This window comes from Nibricoccus aquaticus (assembly GCF_002310495.1).
Lineage (GTDB): Bacteria > Verrucomicrobiota > Verrucomicrobiia > Opitutales > Opitutaceae > Nibricoccus > Nibricoccus aquaticus.
This window is the reverse complement of sequence record NZ_CP023344.1, coordinates 3,310,225-3,332,178: the sequence shown is the minus strand read 5'-3', so window position 1 is coordinate 3,332,178 and position 21,954 is coordinate 3,310,225. Positions and strand designations below refer to the sequence as shown.

The following is a 21,954-nucleotide window of genomic DNA, read 5'->3' as shown; positions in this document are numbered from 1 at the left end:
GACAGCGCGATCCCTTGCATGAGTCATCTCCAGTGTTAGCCCGCCGATCAGTGCGCGCAGGTGCAAGCGTACTCCGCTTTGTCGCATTCGCCGCACTGCGAAAGGTTCACATTGAACTTCTCCGCCACCGCTTTCGCGTCAGGCGTCGCCTTGATCTGCACGACCGCCGGAAAGTTATTTCCCGCAGGCAGCGCCACATCGGAGATCAGGACATCGCCCGATTTCGCAAAGCTCAGTTTCGTCGGTGCCGCGCGATCACCCGCTGTAACCGCCACGACTTGCGCGGCCGGAGCGATGGCTTTGCCGTCCTCACCGAGAAACGTGATCTGCACTTTGCGCTCAGCCGTGACGAAAAATTCCGCGTGCGGTTCAACCTTAGTGAGCACGCGACCGCCATTAGGGCCCGCGATTTTCTTTTCGTTGGAATGCGCCTCCGCGATGGAGGTCGTGAGACCAAGGACCAAGAGCGCGAGAAACGAAGAGACGATGGTTTTGATTTTCATGAGACGAGTTGAGTTTGGTTAATTACGTTGAGGAGAAATTCACTGGGCAGCAGCCGCGTCGCGCTCGATAGCCTGCGCAGCGGCTTTACGGCCGAGATGAAAAAAGATTAACGGCCTCACGAGGAACTCGAGGAGCGTGGACGAGATGAGTCCGCCCACGATCACGACGGCGACCGGGTGAAGGATTTCTTTGCCCGGTTGATCGCCCGCGAGCACGAGCGGAATCAGCGCGATGCCCGCGGCAAGCGCGGTCATCAGTACCGGGACCATGCGCTCCAGCGTACCGCGCTCGACCATCGCACGTGTGAAGCCCTCGCCCTCATGTTTCATGAGATGCAGGTAGTGCGAGAGCATCATGATGCCGTTGCGCGCCGCCACCCCGCCGACCGCGATGAAACCGACCAGCGTGGCGATGCTGATGTTGTCTACCTTGAGCCACGTGTACACAAGGCCGCCGACCAGCGAGAGCGGGATGCTCAACATCACCTGCAACGCCAGCGCCATGCTCTGGAAATAACCGTAGAGCAGGAAAACGATGATCACAAAAACCACCGCGCTGAAGAGCACGATCCGCTGCGTCGCGTCTTTCTGCGCCTGGAACTCGCCCTCATACGTGATGAAGTAGCCCTCAGGCAGTTTCACCTTCGCTTTCACGTCCTCCTGGAGTTTCGCCACGAGCGCGCCGACATCGCGCACCGTCGGCTTGATCGCGATCGTGAACCGTCGCTGGCTGTTTTCCCGGAAGATGACGTTCGGCCCCTTCGCCTCGCGCACGTCGGCAACCAGCGACAACGGCACGCGCTGCCCGCTCTCTATCTCGATAGGAATCTGCGCGATCTTCTCCGCCGAATCGCGCCACGCCAGCGGCAGCCGGATGACCAGATTCACCGCGCGCTGCCCGTCGCGGAGTTCGGCGATTTCCTTGCCGCCAAGGAGCGCGCTGAGCTGGTCGTTGATTGCCCCAGGAGTGACGCCGTACGCAGCCGACCGGTCGCGATTCGCCTCGATGCGCAGCTGTGGGATCGACGACTGCTGATCGAGCTTCGCGTCTTCAAAACCAGGAATCGTTTTCGCAACGGCCTGAACCTCGGTGCCGATGCGGCGGAGCGTGTCGAGGTCCGGACCGAAGACTTTAATCGCCACCGGCGCGGACACACCGCTGAGCATATGGCCGATGCGATCCGCCAGTGGTCCGCCAACGACAGCAAAGACGCCCGGCACCGTTTTCAGACGACGGTTGAGGTCGGCGAGGATCTCTTTGCGACTGCGGCCCGCCTTCCCCTCGTGCCCGACCAACTCGCGAAAATCCACGTCGAACTCCGCCGTGGAAACGGGAACCACATGATCGCCCCGCTCCGCACGCCCGAGCCGCCGGCCGACTTTGCGCACCTCCGGGACCGCGAGAATCTGCGCTTCGATCACATCCGAAATTTTATTCATCTCCTCCAGCGAAGTGCCGGGCGCCGAGGTCACGGCGATCAGCGCAGTCTCTTCTCGAAAGCTCGGAAGAAAATCTTTGCTCATTTTCGGATAGAGCAAAAACGCGCCAATCATCCCGATCATCACGACACCCAGCACAGGAATCGGGAAATTCAGCCCGGCCCGCAGCAACGTCGCGCGCAGGAGATTTTTCAGAAAGCCGACGAAGCGCCCGTCTTTGTGTTCACGCCCCGCTTTGGGGCTGAGCAGCAACGAACAAAGCACCGGGATCAACGTCAGCGAGACGATGAACGACGCGACCATGCTGATGATCGTCGCAATCGCGATGGGCGCGAAGAGCTTCCCTTCCACGCCGCTCAGCCCCAGCAGCGGGAGAAAAACGAGGATGATCAAAACCGTCGCATAGAGGATCGAGTTTCTCACCTCGCCCGATGCGCGCCCGATCACCTGCAGCTTCGGCCGCGGATGCGGCAGCGCCGCGTTCTCGCGCAGCCGGCGGAACACATTTTCCACGTCCACGATGGCATCATCGACGACCATGCCGATCGCCACCGCAAGTCCGCCTAGCGTCATCGAGTTCACAGAAATCCCGAACTGGTGAAACACGAGCAGCGTGATCGCGAAGCTCATCGGCATCGCCATGAGCGTGATGAACGTCGTGCGGAAATTCAGGAGGAAGAGAAACAACACCACCGTCACCATGATCGCGCCATCGCGGATCGCCTCCTTCAGATTGCCGATAGCGTGATCGATAAAATCCTTCTGCTGAAACAACAGCGTTGTCTCCACGCCGGGCGGGAAACTCGTCTTCAATTCCTCCAACGCCGCCTGGATCTGCTCCGTGAGCGCGCGCGTATCGAAGCCCGGCGCCTTGGTGATCGACATGATCACGCCGTACGTCGGCGCTTTTTCTGGAGCGACGCTCACGGTCGCATCTCCGCGCATCGGCTCGATCCCCCACTCCACCGCCGCCACATCGCCAATCGTCACCGCACGGTCGCCCGTCTTCTTGATGACCGTGCGCGCGATGTCCCCGAGGTCGGTCGTCATCGCGAGATTGCGCACCATGATCTCCGTCGGCCCCGTACTGAGAAACCCACCCGTCGTCGTGCTCGCTGTTTCAGCGACCGCCTCCTCCAGCTCCGCGAAACTCACGTCGTGCGCCTGCATCCGGTAAGGATCGGGCTGCACCTCAATCTGCTTCACGCCGCCGCCCATATTGAGGATTTCCGCGATGCCTGGAATACTCTGGAGCCGCCGCTTGATCGTCCAATCAGCGAGCGTCCTGACATCACTCGGCGCGATGTATCCAGGCTCCCCTTCCTTCGTCGTCGAACGCACGCCGACCAGAAGGATTTCCCCCATCAGCGACGCGACCGGTGTCATGAATGGCTGCACCTTGTCGGGGAGTTGCTCACGAGCGGACTGTAAGCGCTCCTGCACCAGCACGCGCGCCTGATAGATGTCCGTCTCCCAGCCGAACTCCGCGTACACGAGCGAGAGAGCGACATCCGAGTTCGACCTCAAACGCGTCAACCCGGCGACTCCCATGAGCGCGCTTTCGAGCGGCTGCGTGACGCGCGTCTCCACTTCTTCCGGCGCGAGGCCGGGCGCTTCCGTGAGAATGATGACCGTCGGCTTCGTGAGATCGGGCAACACTTCGACGGGAAGCTGCGTCCCCGTGCGAAGGCCGAGCACGAGAATGATGAGCGAGAGCCCGAGCACGATGGCCCGGTTCGCGAGCGACCACTGGATAAGTTTGTTCAACATCGCAGAGTCCTCAGTTCGATTTGGCCGCGCCGCGTTTCTTCCAGAACGCGACGACCAGCAGCGCGGCAAACAGCACGCCGCTCACGATCATCCAGAACGGATTCTCATGCCCATGTTCATCGTCGTGATCGTGCTCATCTCCATGCGCGTGGTCGTGATCGCCATGATCATGGCCGTGATCTCCACCCGCCTCGGTTTTTCCTGAAGCAGACGCCGCTTTCGTTTTCGCATCCGCCTTCAGTTCCGATCCGTCCGCCGCGTGCTCGTGCCCATGAGCCGCATCCAGCGCTTCCTTGAGCGACACACTACCGCCCCCCGCGAACGCGAGTGAGTACGCGCCCTGCGTGACGACTTCATCGGCAGGCAGCAGCCCGCTGATGATTTCCGCCGCACGCTCATTGATCTGCCCCACCACGACCGGCGTTTTGATGAACGCGTTGGGCAGATCAAAATCCTTCACGTACACGAAGCGCCCCGACGGCTCTCCCTGCAACGCACTGCGCGGCACGCTCATCACATTTGCGCGACGCGCGACGACGATGGAAAACTCCGCGCGCATCCCGGGACGAAGCCGGTTCCCAAGATTCGCGAGTTTGAAAATCGCGTCGATCGTCCCACTCGCCGCATCCGCCACTGTCCCGAAGCGCAGCAACTCACCTTCGAGTTTTCCATCATGTAACGCCGACACCGTGATACTCGCTTTCGCGCCGGGTTTGAGCCGACCCGCGACATGTTCCGGCACACGGGCAACCGCGAGGACTTCGCTGAAATCCGTGATCTCCAGCAGCGCCTTCTCCGGCTCCACCGGATCGCCGAGACGCACATCGAGCTGCGTCACAACCCCGCCGAGCGGAGCCGTGAGCGAGATAACCGGCGGCGGATTTCCCGGCTGACGGCTCTCCACTTTCGCGACTTCCGCTCCAGCCGCGATGACATCGCCGGGCAGTGCGCTCAGCGCCACGACCCGACCTTGGATGCGACTGCTGACGGCGGCGATATTGCCCGGCTTCGCTTCAATGCGACCGAGTGAGAAAACGCTCTCCTCAAAATCGCCTTCTTCGACGGCCACCGTCTGGATACGAAGGTTTTGAACGCCAGCGGCATCGAGCACGATCGTGTTCGCGATGCGCGCAGAATCAGCCGAGAAAAGCGAAACGCCGAGCGCGCTGGAGAATATAAATACGAGAGAAGCAGAGAGTGTTTTCATCGGGCTGAAATAAGAGCGGTCGTGAGTGAGAAAGCGGGGTTCGTAAGTCCTTCAACGCGGGCGAGCGCGGAGGCGTAAGCAGATTCGGCGTCGAGGATCTCGCGCCGCACGGAGACGAGTGCGCGCTGCGCATCGAGCACGTCGATCAGCGGTAACTGACCTTCTTCATACGCACGGCGCACGACGGCGTGCGCCTCCTCGGTCGCGGGCAACGCGTCGCGCCGGAGCGTTTGCGCTGTCGTATGCGCGCCGGCGAGTTCCTGCCACGCAGCCGTGACACTCGCGCGCAGCTCGGCTTCGACCGCGCGCAGCGACTGCTCCGCACCGGCGAGAGTTTCACGCGCGGCGCGGATGTTACCCTGATTTTTATTCCGGACCGGCAGCGGCACCGAAACGCCCGCGACAAACGCCGCGTCCGTCCCCTCGCGAAGAAAACGCACACCGCCGCCCACCGTGACGTCTTGCGCCGCCTGCGCCTTCTCCAGTTCGAGCGACGCCCGCCGGCCTTCAATGACGGCACGTTGAAGTTCGAAACGAGGATGGCGCCCGATCTGCGCGAGAAAAACCTCTTCGCCCGGCAACGTCTTGGGCACGGAAATCTTTCCCGGCAACGCACCAATCTCTCCGGCGCGTCCGCCCCACGTCGCCGCCAGTGCCGCACGCGCGGCGAAAAGCGCAGCCTGAGCGCGGGCCGATTCGCCCTGTGCCGATGCCAGCGCCGCACGCGCACGCGCCGATTCAGCGGGAGATGCCGCGCCCTCTTTCACACGCGCTTCGACTACCGCGAGCGTTTCGCGCGCAAGCGCCAGCGGCTCCTCGACGAGCGCGAGGCGCTCCTGCGCGGCGAGTGTCTCCACATAAGCGACTGCGGCAGCCGCGAGTACCTCAGCACGGCGGACGACAAACTCCTTGGCCGCCATTTCCCGCTCACGACTGGCCAGCGCGACTCGCCGGTCGCGTTTGCCGCCACGCTCAAACGTCTGGCTCGCCTGCACCGTCGTTTCGAGACTGCGCCCCCCCTGAACATTGCCCGTGCCGAGAAAATTCTCGGCGCTGACATCGAGCGTCGGATTCGGCCGCAGCCCCGCCTGCTCGATCAGCGCCTCAGCCGCGCGCTCGCCGTAACGCTGCGCGATGAGCGAGGGATTATTCTCAGCCACACGCGTCAGCACTCCCGCCAGCGTGAGCGGAGCACCGACACCGGGCGGCGTGGTTGTTTCTTGGGCACGCACGGCGTTCGCCATCAGCAAGACAGCGAGCGCAACAGAGCGGGGAATACTGCGAAAAAAGAGAGTCGCGGACATAGTTCAGGAAGTAAGTTTGCGAAACCAAACGGGCCGACCGACGCGCACACGCGTCAGACCCGGGACAACAAAAACGCCGATCAACCCGCGCAGGGGCCGATCAGCAGACAAACGATGGCGCGCGCGGCGAAAGCGCGGCACGGGCGGTGAAGTGCCAGGTCCGCCGGATTTCCAGCGGGATCTCGACATCCACCGAAGCGACGATCTCCGGCACCGGCGTTAATTCCGGCGCGAGTTCGATCAGGCAGAAAACAAACAACACAGACGGGGGCGCCGGAACTTTGAGGAAATTTTGCGTCGGCTGGTAATCACCACTCTCCACAATTCCGCAAAAGCCCTGGCCGCAATGAGCGGGCTCTCCACTGACAGGAGCCGCTTCCTCATGATGGCAGCAACCATCGGCCTGCCCGATGACGCCGGCCATCTCCAACCCGCAATGCAACGTCGCTGGCAGCCACACGAGGGCTAGCAACAGGGCGAAGAATGAGGCAGCGCGGCGCATGAATGAGATGAATGTTCTACGCATCCAAACTGTCAAACCCTCGCCTTTCCCCGATCACCCGTCTCTGCGCCCGCGGCGTCCACGCAGTTTCCCCTTCCCATGTGTGCTATGTTGCGCCTGAAATTTCCCTTCCATGTCCACACCTGTTGAAAACGTCGTCATCGTCGGCACCGGCTGCGCCGGACTTACCGCCGCGATCTACACCGGCCGCGCCAACCTTTCTCCCCTCATCATCGAGGGCAGCCTCCCCGGCGGTCAGCTCACGACGACTTCGGAAGTGGAAAACTTCCCCGGCTTTCCCGAAGGTGTGGACGGTTTCCACCTGATGGACAGCCTCCGCAAGCAGGCCACCAAGTTCGGTACGCGCTTCGAGCAGGCCCAGATCACGTCCGTCGATTTCTCCTCTCAACCGCTCAAGCTTCGTACCGCCGACCGCGAAATTCTCGCGAAGTCCGTCATCATCGCCACCGGCGCTTCGCCGCGCATGACCGGCATCCCCGGCGAAAAAGAACTCTACGGCGGCAAGGGCGTCACCACCTGCGCCACCTGCGACGGCGCGTTCTACCGCAAGATGGAAGTCGCCGTCATCGGCGGCGGCGACAGCGCAGCTGAAGAGGCGCTTTTCCTCACGCGCTTCGCCAGCAAAGTGTATCTCGTCCACCGCCGCGACTCGCTCCGCGCCTCCAAGATCATGGCCGACCGCGCCACCTCACACCCCAAGATCCAGATGGTCTGGGACAGCGCCCCGACCGAAGTCGTCGGCGTGGCCGAAGGCTCTGTCAGCGGCCTCAAGATCAAAAACCTCAAGACCGGCGCCGACTCCGTCCTCCCCGTGAAAGGCATCTTCGTCGCCATCGGCCACGTGCCCAACACCGGCCCCTTCGCCTCCGCACTTGATGTCGATGAAGGCGGCTACTTCAAACCCGTCACCGGTTCTCAAGTACAAACCAAGGTTCCCGGCGTGTACGTCGCCGGCGATTGCGCCGACCACGTTTACCGCCAGGCGATCACCGCCGCCGGCATGGGCTGCCAGGCCGCCATCGAGGCCGAACGCTGGCTCGCCGAGCACGGTGGTTAACGCGACCGGGATGTCCGCCGCCGTCGCCTACGCCCGCCGCATCGCCGCGCTCCACGAAGCGCTGGGCATCCCTCACGATTACTCGCTGCGCCGCCTGCTCGACGTGCAGCCAGAAGCGGACCCCGCCGCGCTCGTTTCTATCGGCCAGACCGACGCCGATCGCGACTGCCAGCTCATCGAGTCCGCCGCCCACGCGTTTCGCGGTATGAGAGCCCGCGCCCGCGAGTACGACATCGAGCTCATGCCCCTCTCCGGTTTTCGCAGCGTCGAGCGCCAGGTCGAAATCATCCGCGGCAAACTCGCGCTCGGCGAAAAGATCGAGGTCATCCTCAACACCATGGCCGCTCCCGGCTACAGCGAGCACCACACCGGCCGCGCCATCGACATCGGCACACCCGGCGACCTGCCGCTCGAAGAATCCTTCTCTCAAACCAAAGCCTTTTCCTGGCTCGAACGCCACGCGGGCAGCTTCGGTTTCGCGATGAGCTTCCCGAAGGAAAATCCCCACGGCTTCATCTACGAGCCCTGGCACTGGTGCTGGCGCGCGCGCTGAGCGGGCCTCCCGCCTCGCGTTCGCGAATTCGTGAAAATTTCATTCAGCGCCCCCCGCTGACGGTTAATTTTTACACAACACCCCTGATAATTGCCCTCTTCGGGGACACTATAAGTTAAGATTAACCACGGCGCACCCGATGGAGCGGATTATGCGCCTGTGCATTGCCCACTCCTGTCTCCTCCTCGCGACCACCGCGTTCGCCTCCGCCACTCCGCCCGTCGCCGACAAAAGCAATCACACGCTGTTCAACCCAACGCCCGAGTCGCTCATGCGCGAGATGAGCACCGACCGCCCCGACGCCACCGAAAGCCCCTACACCGTCGATGCCGGTCACTATCAGGTGGAGAGCGATCTCCTCGCCCGCTCACGCGATCACGACAAAGCCGACGGCGCCGACACCGTAACCACCGCGTGGCTCTTCTCCACGCTCAATTTCAAATTCGGTCTCACCAACCGCATCGATCTCCAGACCGTCGTCGAGCCCTACACCAAGATCGAGACCGACGACCGCACCGCTCCCTCCAAAGACAAAATCAGCGGCTTCGGCGACATCACCTCGCGCCTCAAAATCAACCTCTGGGGCAATGACGCAGGCGACACCGCCGCCGCCCTCATGCCATTCGTCAAATGGCCCACCGCCAGCAACGGCCTAGGCAACGACAAGATCGAAGGCGGCCTCATCTTCCCAGTCGCCTTCACCCTCTCCTCCGGCTGGAGCCTCGGCGTCATGACCGAGATCGACTTCGTGCGTAACGCCGCCGACGACGGCTACACCACCGACTGGGTCAATACCGCCACCGTCAGCCACGACATCGCCGGCGCACTCGGCGGCTACCTCGAACTCACCTCGACGCTCACCAAAGGCCGCGACCTCGCCACCTTCAACTGCGGCCTCACCTACGGCCTCAACAACCACACCCAGCTCGATCTCGGCACCAACATCGGCCTCACCGACGCCACCGAAGACCTCGTCCTCTTCCTCGGCCTCAGCGTCCGCTACTGAACGCCACCTCACTCGCTTCACCGCCCAACATGAAATTCTCCGTAGGTCAGAAAGTCTCCAGTCTCGCCCTCACCGCCGGACTCATCATCGCCGCCCTCGTCGCCTCCGTCCGCCACGAATTCGGACTCATGATCGCAAGCAATACCGAGGTCGTCACCATCGCCTCCGCCCTGCAAAACCACCAGCAGGCCGACATGATGCACGACGCCCTCCGCTCCGACGTCCTCGCCGCCCAGCTTGCCGCGATCAACAAAGACACCGCCGCCGCCGATGAAGTCGTCGCCGACCTCTTCGAACACGAAAAAATTTTCCGCGACAGCCTCGCCGCCAGCAAAGCCCTCCCGCTCAACGACACCATCCGCGCCGAACTCACCGCCGTCGAAAAACCCCTCAACGACTATCTCGCCGCCTCGCGCCACCTTGTCGAAACCGCCCGCACTGACGCCGCCGCTGCCAACGCCGCCATGCCCCAATTTATGGAGGCCTTCTCCATGCTCGAAAAACGCATGGCTGCCATCAGCGAAACCATCGAAGCCGAAGCCCTCATCGTCCACGAACACTCCACCACCGTGGCGAACCACTTCAGCCGCATCCTCTGGATCTCCGCCACCAGCGCCCTCGGCCTGCTCGCCATCCTGACGCTGATCATCAGCCGCAGCATTCCACGCCCCTTCATGGCCATCATCGGCAAACTCAACGACGCCTCCCACGCCAACGTCTCCTCCGCCGATCAAGTTTCCCAAAACAGCTCCGCCCTCGCCACCGCCTCCTCCGAACAAGCCGCCACGCTCGAAGAAACCAGCGCCTCCCTCGAAGAAATCTCCAGCGTCGCCACCCGCAACGCCGAGGCCGCCCAGCGCGCCAAAGACCTCGCCCGCCAGGCCCGCGAAGCCGCCGACCAAGGCACAAAAGGCATCACTGCGATGAACGCCGCCATGCTCGACATCAAAACCTCCAGCGACGGCATCGCCAAGATTCTCAAGACCATCGACGAGATCGCCTTTCAAACCAACATCCTCGCCCTCAACGCCGCCGTCGAAGCCGCCCGCGCCGGCGAGGCCGGAGCCGGTTTCGCCGTCGTCGCCGACGAAGTCCGCGCCCTCGCCCAACGCTCCGCCCAGGCCGCCCGCGAGACCGCCGACAAGATCGAAGACTCCACCCGCAAGAGCCGTCGCGGCGCCGAGGTCAGCGAACAAATTTCCACCAGCCTCTCCCAGATCGCCACCAAGGTCCGCGAAGTCGATGACCTCGTCGCCGAAATCGCCAACGCCTCCTCGGAACAGACCACCGGTATCCAGCAAGTAAACACCGCCGTCAGCCGCATGGACGAAGCCGTCCAGCTCGGCGCCGCCCGCGCCGAGGAAGGCGCCGGCGTCGCCCAGGAACTCTCCGCGCAATCCATCCTCTTGCAGGATTCGGTCACCGAACTCGCCCGCGTTGTCGGCGGCTCCCGTAAAAGCGCCGCAGCCAAAAAGCAGCCCACGCCACCCCAGGCTCATCCCTCGTCTCTCGCCTCGTCCGCTGCCTGATTCGCCAACGCGAGTCTCCTCTCGCATATCATCCCGCCGCTTCTCATCGGACTGATCCCTTCCAGTTGATCCGCTACAGCTTGGTCGGGTCTGAGTTCGCCCGCCATGAACTGACCGGCATGGACTCAATAGCTCCTCGGCACATCGCCCCCTGAGGCCGTCCGCAGGCCTCTCCTCGCCACCGCACAGTCACGCCCTCGCGAGACTCCCTGCCCGACCCGGGTATACCGAGCCCCGGCACGCAAACCCTCACAAACCCCGCACCAACTCCGGCAGAGCTCCGCCCATCTTTGGAATTATTCTAATTCCGGCTTGCAGCTTAGAATCATTCCAATTGGTTGCGGTCCGCTCATGTCCACCGCCGTTCATCACTCTCCCCCGACCGACTCGCTCGCGCAGCGACTCGCCGACAGCGGCCTGCGCTCCACGCCCCAGCGCGAACTCGTTTACAGCGTTCTCCTCAAAAAACGCGACCATCCCACCGCTGACGAAGTCTTCGCCCGCGTCAAACCCGAGCTACCCGGCATCTCTCTGGCCACCGTCTACAACTGCCTCGAAACCCTCGTCCAATGTGACCTCGTGCGCGCGGTGAACTTCGAGCGCGGCCCCACCCGCTACTGCCCGAATCTCCAGCCGCACGCCCACTTTCACGACGAACAAACCGGCTCAACCCACGACATCGACCTCCCAAGCGGCCTCCTCGATCAGCTGAAAAAAGTCCTCCCCTCCGGCTACGACGCCTCCGCCATCGAGATCACCTTCCGCGGCAAAGCCAAAAACGCGCGCTAACTCCCCGCCACGCCGCCTGCGCAGGCTCCGGCATTTCACTCTTCCATCTTCACTCTTCACGTTTCCAAAATGCACACGCTCGAAATCAAAGACCTCTACGTCTCGCTCACCGAGAGCCCCGAAAAGTCCATCGTCAAAGGCCTCAACCTGACGATCAAAGCCGGCGAAGTTCACGCCGTCATGGGACCGAACGGCACCGGCAAATCGACCTTCTCGAAGGCGATCGCCGGTCATCCCGACTACGTCATCACGAGCGGTGACGTCCTCCTCGACGGCAAATCCATCCTCGAAATGGAGCCCGACGAACGCGCCCGCGCCGGCATCTTCCTCGCCTTCCAATACCCCAGCGAAGTCCCCGGCGTCTCCATCGCCAACTTCCTCCGCGCCGCGCAACAGGCCCGCCTCGCCGAGGGCGAAGAGCTCGATGCCACCGCCTACTACAAAAAGCTCTACAGCAAAATGGACATGCTGAAAATCGACCGGAAGTTCACCTCCCGCTCGGTCAACGAAGGCTTCTCCGGCGGCGAAAAGAAACGCTGCGAAATCCTCCAGATGGCCATGCTCGAGCCGACCATCGCCCTCATGGACGAAACCGACTCCGGCCTCGACATCGACGCTCTCCAGGTCGTCTCCGCCGGCGTCAATCAACTCCGCGGCCCGAATCTCGGCGTCCTCCTCATCACGCACTACCAGCGCCTGCTGAACTACATCGTCCCCGATTTCGTCCACGTCATGTACGACGGCCGCATCGTGAAGAGCGGCGACAAATCCCTCGCCCTCGAACTCGAAGCCAAAGGCTACGAGTGGGTGAAACAGGAACTCGCCACCGCGAAAGCCTGATCCCTTTAGAAACAACTTCAGCCGGAGCACACCGCTATGAAACCGCCCACCGACACCGACACTCTGCCTCCCGCGGCCGCCGATTCCGCCGTGGAAAATCCCGCCGTCGGCATCGACCAGTCCGCCGGTAATTTCAGCTACAACGTCGACTACGAATTCGACGCCGGCACCGGCTTGAACGAAAAAACCGTCGAGTACATCTCCTCGGTTAAAAAGGAAGCCCCGTGGATTCTTGAATTCCGCAAGAAGGCGCTGAAGACCTTCGAGTCCATGCCGCTGCCCACGCACTGGGCGACGAAGGATCTCGAAAACATCAACTTCGACAAAATCCGCTACTACCTCTCGCAAGGCCAGAAGCCCAAGCGCACCTGGGATGAAGTCCCCGACGACATCAAGAAGACCTTCGAGCGCCTCGGCATCCCCGAGCAGGAGCGCAAATTCCTCGCCGGCGTCGAAGCCCAGTTCGACTCCGAAGCCGCGTACTCGAACATCAAGGACATCGTCGCCAAACAAGGCGTCATCTTCTGCAACTCTACCGAAGCCCTCCGCGAACACCCCGAGATCTTCAAGAAATGGTTCGGCAAAGTCATCCCGACGTCCGACAACAAGTTCTCGGCGCTCAACAGCGCCGTTTTCTCCGGCGGCTCCTTCATCTACGTTCCGCCCGGCGTCAAAGTCGCGCAGCCGTTGCAAGCTTACTTCCGCATCAACGCGGAAAACTTCGGCCAATTCGAACGCACGCTCATCATCTGCGACGAAGGCTCCGAGGTCACCTACATGGAAGGCTGCACCGCGCCCAAGTTCTCCACCTCCACGCTCCACAGCGCGGTCGTCGAACTCGTCGCGCTCAAAGGCGCCAAGATCCAGTACATCACCGTCCAGAACTGGGCCTCCAACGTGTACAATCTCGTCACCAAACGCGGCCTCGCGATGGAAGACGCCGAGATCAAGTGGATCGACTGCAACCTCGGTTCGCGCCTCACGATGAAGTACCCCGGCGTCGTCCTCAAAGGCCGCCGCGCCCGCGGCGAAGTCATCTCCATCGCCCTCGCTAACGACGGCCAGCACCAAGACACCGGCGCCAAGATGATCCACGCCGCCGACGAAACGACCTCCACCATCGTTTCCAAATCCATCTCCGTCGGCCAGGGCCGCGCCACCTATCGCGGCGTCGTCCACATCCCCAAGCATCTGAAGGGTTGCAAAAACAACACCGAGTGCGACGCGCTGCTCATCAACACGAACAGCCGTACCGACACGTATCCAGCCATCACTGTACGCGGCGATAAACACGCCACGCAGCACGAGGCCAGCGTCTCGAAGGTGAGCGAAGACATGATCTTCTACATGCAGCAGCGCGGCCTCACCGAAGGCCAGGCCATGAGCCTCGCGGTGAACGGCTTCATCAACGACCTCGCCCGCCAGTTCCCTATGGAATACTCGGTCGAGCTCAAACGCCTCATCGATCTCGAAATGGAAGGCTCCGTCGGCTGAGCCAAATTAAGAATGTAGAATGAAGAATTAAGAAACGCCGGAGACCGCTCCTCGCCGCTCATTCTTCATTCATAATTCTTCATTCATAATTCTAAAAAAAATGTCCGCTGTCCTTTCTCCCACGACCGCCACCACCGGCCTCAACGCCGCTCGTTTCGGCGCCCACGTCGCGCAACGCCACAATCTCCCGAAATGGTGGCTCGACGCCAAACAGGCCGCGTGGAACCAGTTCGTCGCGCGCCCGTTTCCCACGCGCAAAGACGAGCTCTGGCGCTTCTCCAATATCCAGGGCTTCGCCAACCTCGACGGCCTAGAAGTCGCCGATTCCACGAACGGCGCGCCCACCGCTCCGTCACTGCCCTCCTTCGCCCGCTCCGCCGAGATCGTCTTCGTCAATAACAACCTGGCGCATCGCACCTCGCTGCCCGCCGACCTCGCCGCCAAAGGCGTGATCTTCAGCCCGCTCGAAGAAGCGCTGCACAAACACAGCGATCTCGTCCGCGCCTATTTCCAAAAACAGCCCGCCGCCCTCGGTGGCGAAAAGTTCGCCGCGCTCAACACCGCGCTCTCCTCCAGCGGCGCGTTCCTCTTCGTCCCCAAAGGCGTCGAGATCGCCGCGCCCTTCGTCGTCCAACACGCCGTCAGCGGCGCAGGCAAAGCCATCTTCCCGCACACCATCGTCATCCTCGAAGACCAGGCCAAAGCCACCGTCGTCGAGTTCTTCACCAGCACCGACGCCACCGCCCGCAACTTCGCCTCCGGCGTCAACGACCTCCACGCCGCTCCCGGAGCGCAGCTCACGTACATCGGCGCGCAAAACTGGTCTTCCGAATCCCTCGCCACCCAGAGCAACAGCATCGTCGCCCAACGCGACGCCCGCGTCCTCTCGCTCAACCTTCACCTCGGCGGACGCCAGTCGCGTCACGAATCGCACAGCCGCCTCCAAGGCCCCGGCGCTCACTCCGAGATGCTCGCGCTCACCATCGCGAAAAACTCCCAGGAGTTCGACCAGCGCACGCTCCAGACACATCAAGCTCCCAACACGAGCTCGAACCTCCTCTATAAAAACGCCCTGCTCGACACCGCCCGCACCATTTTCTCCGGCCTGATCGTCGTCGAACCAGACGCGCAAAAAACCGACGCCTACCAGAGCAACCGCAACCTCCTGCTCAGCGATGACGCCGAATCGAACAGCCTCCCCGGCTTGGAAATCCAGGCCAACGACGTCCGCTGCACCCACGGCTCCACCTCCGCGCGCATCCCCGCCGAACAAGAATTCTACCTCCAGTCCCGCGGCATCTCCAAAACCGCCGCCGACGAACTCCTCGTCTTCGGCTTCTTCGAAGAAGTCCTCGGCAAACTCGAAAACGAAGAGCTCCAAAACGCACTCCGTGCCCTGATCCAGCCCAAGTTCTCTCGCTGATCCACCTGCCAACGTTCGCTTAAACCAAGCCGTGCCACTCTCCGGAGTCGCACGGCTTTTTCTTTCACGGACAGTCCTTGAACGCGCTTTCACAACGCTAAAAAACCGGCCCTCAGTATTTTTTCTTTTGATCGAAAATTTGCCGTAGCCCGCGCCACTCCGCCTTTGGCGGCCAAGCAGATAAAAAAAGAAATCAGTTCCCGACACGTTACGATCAACCACGGTCGGGGAAATAATCATTTGACCACCGGACAGCTGTCCCGCTTTAGACCCGTTCTCGTTTTCGTCGGTTCGCTTACCCCCCTTGAGCACCGATGATTCATCGAGCTCCTGCATTTACCCCTCGTTAGCCGATTCTGTTCTTTTCTTACCCCGCACGAAGACACGTATCGCTCTGGCCGACACCGCCGGTGCGCCACGTTCAGCTCCGCTGCTTCTGCGAGACGATTCGATCCGGACCGGCTGGCGATGTTCTTTCCACCGCGCTTTTTCGCGCGGGAGAAAAACAAAACCAAAAACAAAACCCCAAATGAAAGATACCCCAACACGCGCTCTGCGCGCTCTCGCGGCCCTTGCCGGCCTGTTCCTCGCTGCATCTGCCTCCGCCGCCACGGTCACGTTCACCAGCACCTACGTCATCCCGGCCGGCTCCACCTATAATGGCAACGGCAACACCATCAAAGCCTCGGGCATGGGCGACGGCGGCCAGGGCGAAGGCCAAAAACCTTTCTTCCGCCTCAACGCAAATTCCACTCTGCGTAACGTGAAGCTCTCCGCCCCCGGCGTGGACGGCTGCCACTTCTATGGAAACGGCACCATGAACGAAGTTACCTGGCAGGATGTCGGCGAGGATCAATTCACCGTGAAATCCGGCGGCAACTGCTGGGTCTCCGGTGCCTCCGCGGTCAATGCCTCCGACAAGTTCGGCCAGGCCAACGCCGCCACCTCGGTCACGCTGTACTACCACACGCAGACCAACGGCCTGAAGAACATCCGCCAGCTCGGCGGCTCCACCTTCACCTGCAACTTCTACTACGACAACAATCGCGCCGCCACGACCAAGGAAGCCATCGGCCGCACCGACGCTTCCTCCACTCGCTTCGGCTACCGCGCGATGACCGTCACGAACTTCACCGGCTCCAACGGTTGGTGGTATGGCCGCAGCTCGCAGGCGTTCACCTACTGAGCCCAGTACTCTCGTCTGACAACGGGTGCCTGAGCACCTGATTGTCAGGCGCGTATCCAAGGGACGGTGCGTAATACCCCGACGCATCGTCCCTCTTTTACCCCCTCGCTCGCTTCGATGCCGTCTCCCTGCCTCGAGCCACACCGCTGCTCATCGTCCACCGTGACAGCACTCTGTCTAGGTACCGCGCTTATCGGCGCCGCCCTCGGATGGCTGAGCCCCCGTTCGTGGCCCCTTTCCCGGTCCACTGTCTCTTCCTCATCTGTCGCAGTCGCCTCGCCCCGCTCGCTGTCCGACGACTTCGCCTCTATTTCCAACAAAACTCCTGCCGCCCCCGCATCCCCTTGGGCCGATCGCTGGCAAGAAACGACTGCTTACGCCAGCACCCCTGCGCGCACCCGGGCCCTCGCTTCCCTCCTCGAAGAACTTGCCCGCACCGATCCGCAACGCGCACTCGCCCTCGCTCAAAACCAACCCGACTGGCGCCTCCGCGATCTCCTGCGCGACGCCTCCGTGCGCGGCTGGGCCTCCACCGCCCCCGCCGCCGCCGCCGACTGGGCGCTCAACGTCCGCATCGAAGATCGCCGCGCCGTCGTCGGTGCCGTTTTCCAAGGCGCTGTCACCGATCCCGACGCCACCGTTCACCTCGCTCTTCGCCTCTGCTCCGCCGATCCCGAACCCGCTGGCGATTACGGCCACGCCGCCATCGCCGCACTGGTCAATGTCGGCGCTTTCGCCCAAGCCGCCGATTTCAGCTCGGCGATGGGCTCCGAAAAATACGCCTTTCTCTTCAAGTCCGCTTACTTCGAGTGGGCCCGCCAACGTCCCGCCGAAGCAATCGCCGCCGCCGGAAAAATCGCCGACCCACAACTCTCCGCCCAAGCCCGCGCCCAAGCCATCACCGGCTGGTCCTGGGCCGATGCCTCAGGCCTCGCCAATCACGCACTCACGCTCCCACCCGGCCCCGAGCGCACTCAGGCCCTCGCCGAGTCCCTGCCCCTCTGGCTCGAACGCTACCCCGAAGAAGCCGCCGCCTGGATTCAAAAAAACGATACCGGCCCCGAATTCGACGCCGGCCTCGCCGCCCTCGCCAACCAGCAATCCTTCCTCAAATCCAGCCCGGCCTCCGCGCTCGCCCTCGCCGCCGATATCTCCGACCCCACCAGACGCACCGAGACCATGCGCTCCGTCTTCCAACAATGGGCCGCTCGCGATCCCCTCGCCGCCCGCGCCTACATCGACCGCTCCGCCAACACCGCCGACCGCGTCACACTCTCCGCCATCCTCGCCGACACCTATCCAGACGGTGCGCTCTGACACAGTCGCCGATCCGCACAAACGTCCGCCCTTCGACCACGCCATGCCCGCCTCCTCCTCTCGTCGCTCCGGCTGGTCGAAAATCGCCGCCACCACCTTCGCCCTCTCCGCCGCCCTGATCGGCTTCATACTCGCCCGTTCCCTCGCAGCCCGGCAGGCCGCCGCCCTTCCGCCCACCTCCGCCAAACCAGCCATTCGCTCAACTCCTCCCAGTGCCTCCACGTGGGATGAACGCTGGAACGCCCTCTCCACCCAACCCAACACCACCGCCCTCACCCGCGAACGCGAAGCCCTCCTCGAAACGCTCGCCCGCACCGATCCGCAACGCGCCCTCTCCCTCGCGGACGCCGAGGGCAACTGGCTCACTCGTGACCAGCTCCGCGACGCCTCCCTCCGCGGCTGGGCTGCCGTCGAGCCCGATGCCGCCGCCGATTGGGCCATGCAACAGACCGTCCTCGGTGAACGCATGAAATGTGTCGCCGCCGTGCTCGCCGGCGCCACCGCCCAGCCCGATGCCGCTCTGCGCGTCGGTCTCCGCCTGTGCACCGCCGATCCCGAGCCCGCCGGCTTCTACGGCCACATGCTCATCAACGCCCTCGTCGAACGCACCGGCAACTTCGACGCCGCCACACGCTTCGCCACCTCCGCCAACATGATCGACCGCCAGTCCTTCCTCCTCGACTCTGCCTTTTATCAATGGGCCCAGCATGACCCCGACCGCGCCTACGCCCAGCTCGCCTCCCTCACCGACCCTACCATTCGCACATCCGCCCTCAAAGGTCTCATTGAAGGCCGCTCCGACTTCGACCCCCGCCACTTCGCAGACTTCGCTCAAAAACTTCCCGCCGGTGCCGACCGCACGCAGGCACTCTCCATTTCCCTTCAACGCTGGGCCGGAAAAGACCCGGTCGCCGCGCTCCAATGGATTAACCGCGGCGATCCCGATCCCGACTTCGACCCCGGCATCGCCGCCCTCGCCGTTTCCGAAACCCTCATCGCCGCCCGGCCCGAGGTCGCCATGGAACTCACCGACAACATCTCCGACACCACCAAACGCATCCTGACCAAGAGCCGCGTTTTCTTAGACTGGGCTCAGCGCGACCCCATTGCCGCCCGTCGCTACGCCGAAGCCGTCGAGCACCCCGCCACCCGGGAAACCCTGCTCGAAGATCTCAAGTCACTTCCGACCGGCGCCGGCAAATCCAAGTCGTAATTTCGATTCCACTACGCCGCCGTGACCATGCGTCTCCTCGCCGTCTCGTTCATCCTTCTCTGCGTCATCGCTCCGCTCACCGCGTCCGAACCACCCGCCCTACCGGTTTCCCCACCTGCTGCGTCTCCCGCCCCCCCTCCACGCTTCCCGCTCCACCGCGCCGCCCAGCAAAACGACCTCGCCACCCTTCGCGCCCTCCTCAGCGCCGCGCCCTCCACGGTCAACACCCCCGATCCCCACGGCGTCACCCCGCTCTTCGTCGCCGCCCACTCCGGACACCTCGAAATCGCCCGCCTCCTCCTCGACCACGGCGCCGCCGTTAACACCGCTACAAACACCGACGGCTCCACCCCGCTCTGCATCGCCGCTCACTCCGGCCACCTCGAACTCGCCCGTCTCCTCCTCGATCGAGGCGCCACCCTCGAACAGTCCACCACCAACACCGGTGCCACGCCTTTCGTTCTCGCCGCGATCAACGGCCAGACCGCCATGATGGCCTTTCTCAAAGAGCGCGGCGCCCGCACCGACATCACCAACGCCAACGGGGCCACGCCCCTCGCCCGCGCCGCCCTCGCCGGCCAGCCCGGCTCGATCACCGCGCTTCGAAACGCGGGCGCAACCATCGATTCCCGCAACACCGACGGCCAGACCCCCCTCATGCTCGCCGCCCGCGAGGGCCAGCTCGACGCCATCGTCACCCTGCTCGCGAGCGGCGCCGACATCGCCGCTCGCGACAACGAAGGCCTCACCGCCCTCCATCAAGCCGCCAAAGAAGGCCGCGCCCCCGCCGTCCGCCTCCTCCTCGAACGCGGTGCCGAGCTAAACGCCCGCGACGCCCGCCTCCGCACCCCGCTCTTCATGGCCGCATTTTATGGATACGCTGAGGCCGCCGCCATCCTCTGCGACCACGGCGCAGAAGTGGACGCCACCGACGAACAACAACGCACCCCGCTCTTCATGGCCGCCAAGGATGCCTCGATCGACACCGCCCTCGTCCTCCTTGACCGGGGCGCCAGCGTCCAGGACCGCATCGTCAACAACCGCAGCACGCTCAACCCCCTCCGCATCTCCGCTTACGACGGCCACATCACCCTCCTCAAGGCCCTGCTCGTCCGCGGCGCCGACGCCAACGTCACCCGCCTCGACGACGGCTTCACACCCGTTCTCTTCGCCGCCCAAAGCGGTCACCTCGACGCCCTCAAACTCCTCGTCGCCCACGGAGCACGCCTCGACGCCCGCACCAAAGACGGCCGCACCGCACTCTGGCTCGCCGCGCAAAACGGCTGGATCGCCACCTGCGATTACCTGCTCGCCCACGGCCTCGACCTCGAAGCCCGCGACACCGCCGGCCGCACCCCGCTCTGCATCGCCGCCGAGACCGGCTACCCGCCCGTCGTCCGCTACCTCCTTTCGCGCAATGCCTCGGCGGATACGCCCGACGCCGAAGGCCGCACCCCGCTCGCCCTCGCCGCCAAAATCGGCTCCATCGAAAGCGTCGAACACCTCCTCGCCGCAGGCGCCTCCGTCACCACCACAGACGCCGCCGGTCTCAGCCCGCTCCACTATGCCTCCGGCGCCCGCGGCCCGCACTATATTGAACCACCCGACGGTGCCTACCTCGAGATCGCCCGCCTCTTCCTCAAACACGGTGCCAAGCCCGATGCCTGCGCACCCTCCGGAGAAACACCCCTCCACTTCGCCGCCGCCGAAAACCGCCTCGACCTCGTCCGCGCGTTCCTCGACTTGAAAGTCCCCGCCGACACCGCCGACTCCACAGGCCACACGCCCTTGCTCGCCGCTTCCGCTCGCGGCCACGCCACCATTGTCTCCGCGCTCCTTACCGCCGGCGCTTCTCCCGCCCTCGCTACCGCCACCGGCGAAACGCCTCTCTTCCTCGCCGCCCGCGAAGGCCATTTCGAAACCGCCCGCGCCCTCATCCAGGCCGGAGCCGCTCTCGACACCCTCACTGCCGACGGCCAGAGCCCGCTCTCCATCGCCGAAAAATACAATCACCGCCCCGTCGCCACACTCCTCCGCCGACGCGGTGCCACCGCTCCCGCCTCCACCCCACCGTCTCTTCTCGCCCGCACCGACTCTCCCTCAGTCCCTTCATCAAACGCCACCGCCACCGCGCAGGAAAGCGGTGCCTTCCCCGCCGCCGACCCCTTATCACCACCGGCGCCAGCGCCGAAGACAGTGAAACCAGTCCCGCGCGAATCCATCCCGCCTCACCTGCGCTCCGTTCAACCACCAGCGACCACCCCGCTCCACCTCGCCGCGAATTCCGGCGACCTAGACGCCGTCCGCAAACTACTCACCTCCGGCGCCGACGAAGACGCCCGCGATCCGCGACTGCAAACACCCCTCTTCCTCGCCGCTCGCGCCGGCCACACCGAAGTCGTCCGCACCCTCGCCGATGCCCACGCAGGCATCAACCTCACCGACATCGAAGGTCGCACCCCGCTCATCGCCGCCTCAGCCTCAGGCCACGTCGAGACCGTTCGCCTCCTACTCTCCTCCGGCGCGCATCCCAACGCCACCCGCAACAACGGCGAATCCGCCCTCTGCGCCGCCGCCGCTGGTCGCCACTTCGAAGTCGCCCACGCTCTCCTCGAAGGCGGCTCCCTCGCCACCTTCGACATCTACGGCGGCGCCAGCCCCCTCTCCCTCGCTCGCGACGCGAACGACACCGACATGGAAAAACTCCTCCTCGCCCACCGCGCCCGCCTCGCCGCCCCACGCGACTACCTCGGCAACTCCTCCGCTCTGCAAACCGTCACGCCCGCCGCCACACCCTGAA

Annotated in this window: 17 protein-coding genes; 12 read left to right on the top strand and 5 right to left on the bottom strand. The window is 63.6% G+C overall.

The features are described 5' to 3' along the window. Nucleotides 1–47: 47 nt before the first annotated feature. From CMV30_RS13285 to CMV30_RS13265, 5 genes are all read right to left on the bottom strand, one after another. A complete protein-coding gene (locus CMV30_RS13285; RefSeq protein ID WP_096056492.1) occupies nucleotides 48–503 on the bottom strand; it encodes a hypothetical protein in 456 nt (151 codons plus the stop codon). A 39-nt stretch (nucleotides 504–542) separates the two neighbouring features. Continuing rightward, entirely contained in the window at nucleotides 543–3,713 is a 3,171-nt protein-coding gene (locus CMV30_RS13280; RefSeq protein ID WP_096056491.1) for an efflux RND transporter permease subunit, read from the bottom strand. Between the two features lie 10 nt (nucleotides 3,714–3,723). Continuing rightward, a complete protein-coding gene (locus tag CMV30_RS13275) occupies nucleotides 3,724–4,920 on the bottom strand; it encodes an efflux RND transporter periplasmic adaptor subunit (protein WP_096056490.1) in 1,197 nt (398 codons plus the stop codon). Next, nucleotides 4,917–6,224: a TolC family protein gene (locus CMV30_RS13270; protein WP_096056489.1), complete on the bottom strand. Its 1,308-nt coding sequence runs from the start codon at nucleotides 6,222–6,224 to the stop codon at nucleotides 4,917–4,919. Before CMV30_RS13270 ends, CMV30_RS13275 begins: the two co-directional genes overlap by 4 nt. Before the next feature lie 100 nt (nucleotides 6,225–6,324). After that, nucleotides 6,325–6,726, bottom strand: a complete 402-nt coding sequence (locus tag CMV30_RS13265) for a hypothetical protein (RefSeq protein ID WP_096056488.1) — start codon at nucleotides 6,724–6,726, stop codon at nucleotides 6,325–6,327. A 133-nt stretch (nucleotides 6,727–6,859) separates the two neighbouring features. Between CMV30_RS13265 and trxB the strand changes: the two genes are divergently transcribed. The 12 genes from trxB (at nucleotide 6,860) to CMV30_RS13205 (ending at nucleotide 21,953) form a co-directional block, all read left to right on the top strand. Then, nucleotides 6,860–7,804, top strand: a complete 945-nt coding sequence (gene trxB, locus CMV30_RS13260; RefSeq protein WP_096056487.1) for a thioredoxin-disulfide reductase — start codon at nucleotides 6,860–6,862, stop codon at nucleotides 7,802–7,804. A gap of 10 nt (nucleotides 7,805–7,814) precedes the next feature. Further along, nucleotides 7,815–8,357 carry a M15 family metallopeptidase gene (locus CMV30_RS13255; RefSeq protein ID WP_096056486.1) on the top strand — a complete coding sequence of 181 codons (543 nt, stop codon included), beginning with the start codon at nucleotides 7,815–7,817 and terminating at the stop codon, nucleotides 8,355–8,357. A gap of 151 nt (nucleotides 8,358–8,508) precedes the next feature. Beyond that, entirely contained in the window at nucleotides 8,509–9,363 is an 855-nt protein-coding gene (locus tag CMV30_RS13250; protein ID WP_175414869.1) for a transporter, read from the top strand. A gap of 29 nt (nucleotides 9,364–9,392) precedes the next feature. After that, nucleotides 9,393–10,892: a methyl-accepting chemotaxis protein gene (locus CMV30_RS13245; protein WP_245844187.1), complete on the top strand. Its 1,500-nt coding sequence runs from the start codon at nucleotides 9,393–9,395 to the stop codon at nucleotides 10,890–10,892. Nucleotides 10,893–11,243: 351 nt separating this feature from the next. Further along, a complete protein-coding gene (locus tag CMV30_RS13240; RefSeq protein WP_096056484.1) occupies nucleotides 11,244–11,681 on the top strand; it encodes a Fur family transcriptional regulator in 438 nt (145 codons plus the stop codon). Between the two features lie 69 nt (nucleotides 11,682–11,750). After that, nucleotides 11,751–12,521 (top strand): Fe-S cluster assembly ATPase SufC, encoded by a 771-nt coding sequence (gene sufC, locus CMV30_RS13235; RefSeq protein ID WP_096056483.1) that lies wholly within the window; start codon nucleotides 11,751–11,753, stop codon nucleotides 12,519–12,521. 36 nt (nucleotides 12,522–12,557) lie between these two features. Beyond that, a complete protein-coding gene (gene sufB / locus CMV30_RS13230) occupies nucleotides 12,558–14,015 on the top strand; it encodes a Fe-S cluster assembly protein SufB (protein WP_096056482.1) in 1,458 nt (485 codons plus the stop codon). A 100-nt stretch (nucleotides 14,016–14,115) separates the two neighbouring features. Then, a complete protein-coding gene (gene sufD, locus CMV30_RS13225; RefSeq protein WP_096056481.1) occupies nucleotides 14,116–15,438 on the top strand; it encodes a Fe-S cluster assembly protein SufD in 1,323 nt (440 codons plus the stop codon). Nucleotides 15,439–15,967: 529 nt separating this feature from the next. Continuing rightward, nucleotides 15,968–16,624 (top strand): pectate lyase, encoded by a 657-nt coding sequence (locus CMV30_RS13220; protein ID WP_096056480.1) that lies wholly within the window; start codon nucleotides 15,968–15,970, stop codon nucleotides 16,622–16,624. A 162-nt stretch (nucleotides 16,625–16,786) separates the two neighbouring features. After that, nucleotides 16,787–17,941, top strand: coding sequence for a hypothetical protein (locus tag CMV30_RS13215; RefSeq protein WP_138223293.1), 1,155 nt, complete (start codon nucleotides 16,787–16,789; stop codon nucleotides 17,939–17,941). Continuing rightward, on the top strand, nucleotides 17,931–19,154 hold the full coding sequence (locus CMV30_RS13210) for a hypothetical protein (RefSeq protein WP_096056478.1): 1,224 nt from the start codon (nucleotides 17,931–17,933) through the stop codon (nucleotides 19,152–19,154). Before CMV30_RS13215 ends, CMV30_RS13210 begins: the two co-directional genes overlap by 11 nt. 27 nt (nucleotides 19,155–19,181) lie before the next feature. Then, entirely contained in the window at nucleotides 19,182–21,953 is a 2,772-nt protein-coding gene (locus CMV30_RS13205) for an ankyrin repeat domain-containing protein (RefSeq protein WP_096056477.1), read from the top strand. The last annotated feature ends 1 nt before the right edge of the window (nucleotide 21,954 follow it).

Coding starts and splice junctions, on each gene's coding strand:
- CMV30_RS13285 (WP_096056492.1), bottom strand. CDS start 503: ATGAAAATCAAAACCATCGTCTCTTCGTTTCTCGCGCTCTTGGTCCTT.
- CMV30_RS13205 (WP_096056477.1), top strand. CDS start 19,182: ATGCGTCTCCTCGCCGTCTCGTTCATCCTTCTCTGCGTCATCGCTCCG.
- sufC (WP_096056483.1), top strand. CDS start 11,751: ATGCACACGCTCGAAATCAAAGACCTCTACGTCTCGCTCACCGAGAGC.
- sufB (WP_096056482.1), top strand. CDS start 12,558: ATGAAACCGCCCACCGACACCGACACTCTGCCTCCCGCGGCCGCCGAT.
- CMV30_RS13240 (WP_096056484.1), top strand. CDS start 11,244: ATGTCCACCGCCGTTCATCACTCTCCCCCGACCGACTCGCTCGCGCAG.
- CMV30_RS13280 (WP_096056491.1), bottom strand. CDS start 3,713: ATGTTGAACAAACTTATCCAGTGGTCGCTCGCGAACCGGGCCATCGTG.
- CMV30_RS13270 (WP_096056489.1), bottom strand. CDS start 6,224: ATGTCCGCGACTCTCTTTTTTCGCAGTATTCCCCGCTCTGTTGCGCTC.
- sufD (WP_096056481.1), top strand. CDS start 14,116: ATGTCCGCTGTCCTTTCTCCCACGACCGCCACCACCGGCCTCAACGCC.
- CMV30_RS13255 (WP_096056486.1), top strand. CDS start 7,815: ATGTCCGCCGCCGTCGCCTACGCCCGCCGCATCGCCGCGCTCCACGAA.
- CMV30_RS13250 (WP_175414869.1), top strand. CDS start 8,509: ATGCGCCTGTGCATTGCCCACTCCTGTCTCCTCCTCGCGACCACCGCG.
- CMV30_RS13220 (WP_096056480.1), top strand. CDS start 15,968: ATGAAAGATACCCCAACACGCGCTCTGCGCGCTCTCGCGGCCCTTGCC.
- CMV30_RS13265 (WP_096056488.1), bottom strand. CDS start 6,726: ATGCGCCGCGCTGCCTCATTCTTCGCCCTGTTGCTAGCCCTCGTGTGG.
- CMV30_RS13245 (WP_245844187.1), top strand. CDS start 9,393: ATGAAATTCTCCGTAGGTCAGAAAGTCTCCAGTCTCGCCCTCACCGCC.
- CMV30_RS13275 (WP_096056490.1), bottom strand. CDS start 4,920: ATGAAAACACTCTCTGCTTCTCTCGTATTTATATTCTCCAGCGCGCTC.
- trxB (WP_096056487.1), top strand. CDS start 6,860: ATGTCCACACCTGTTGAAAACGTCGTCATCGTCGGCACCGGCTGCGCC.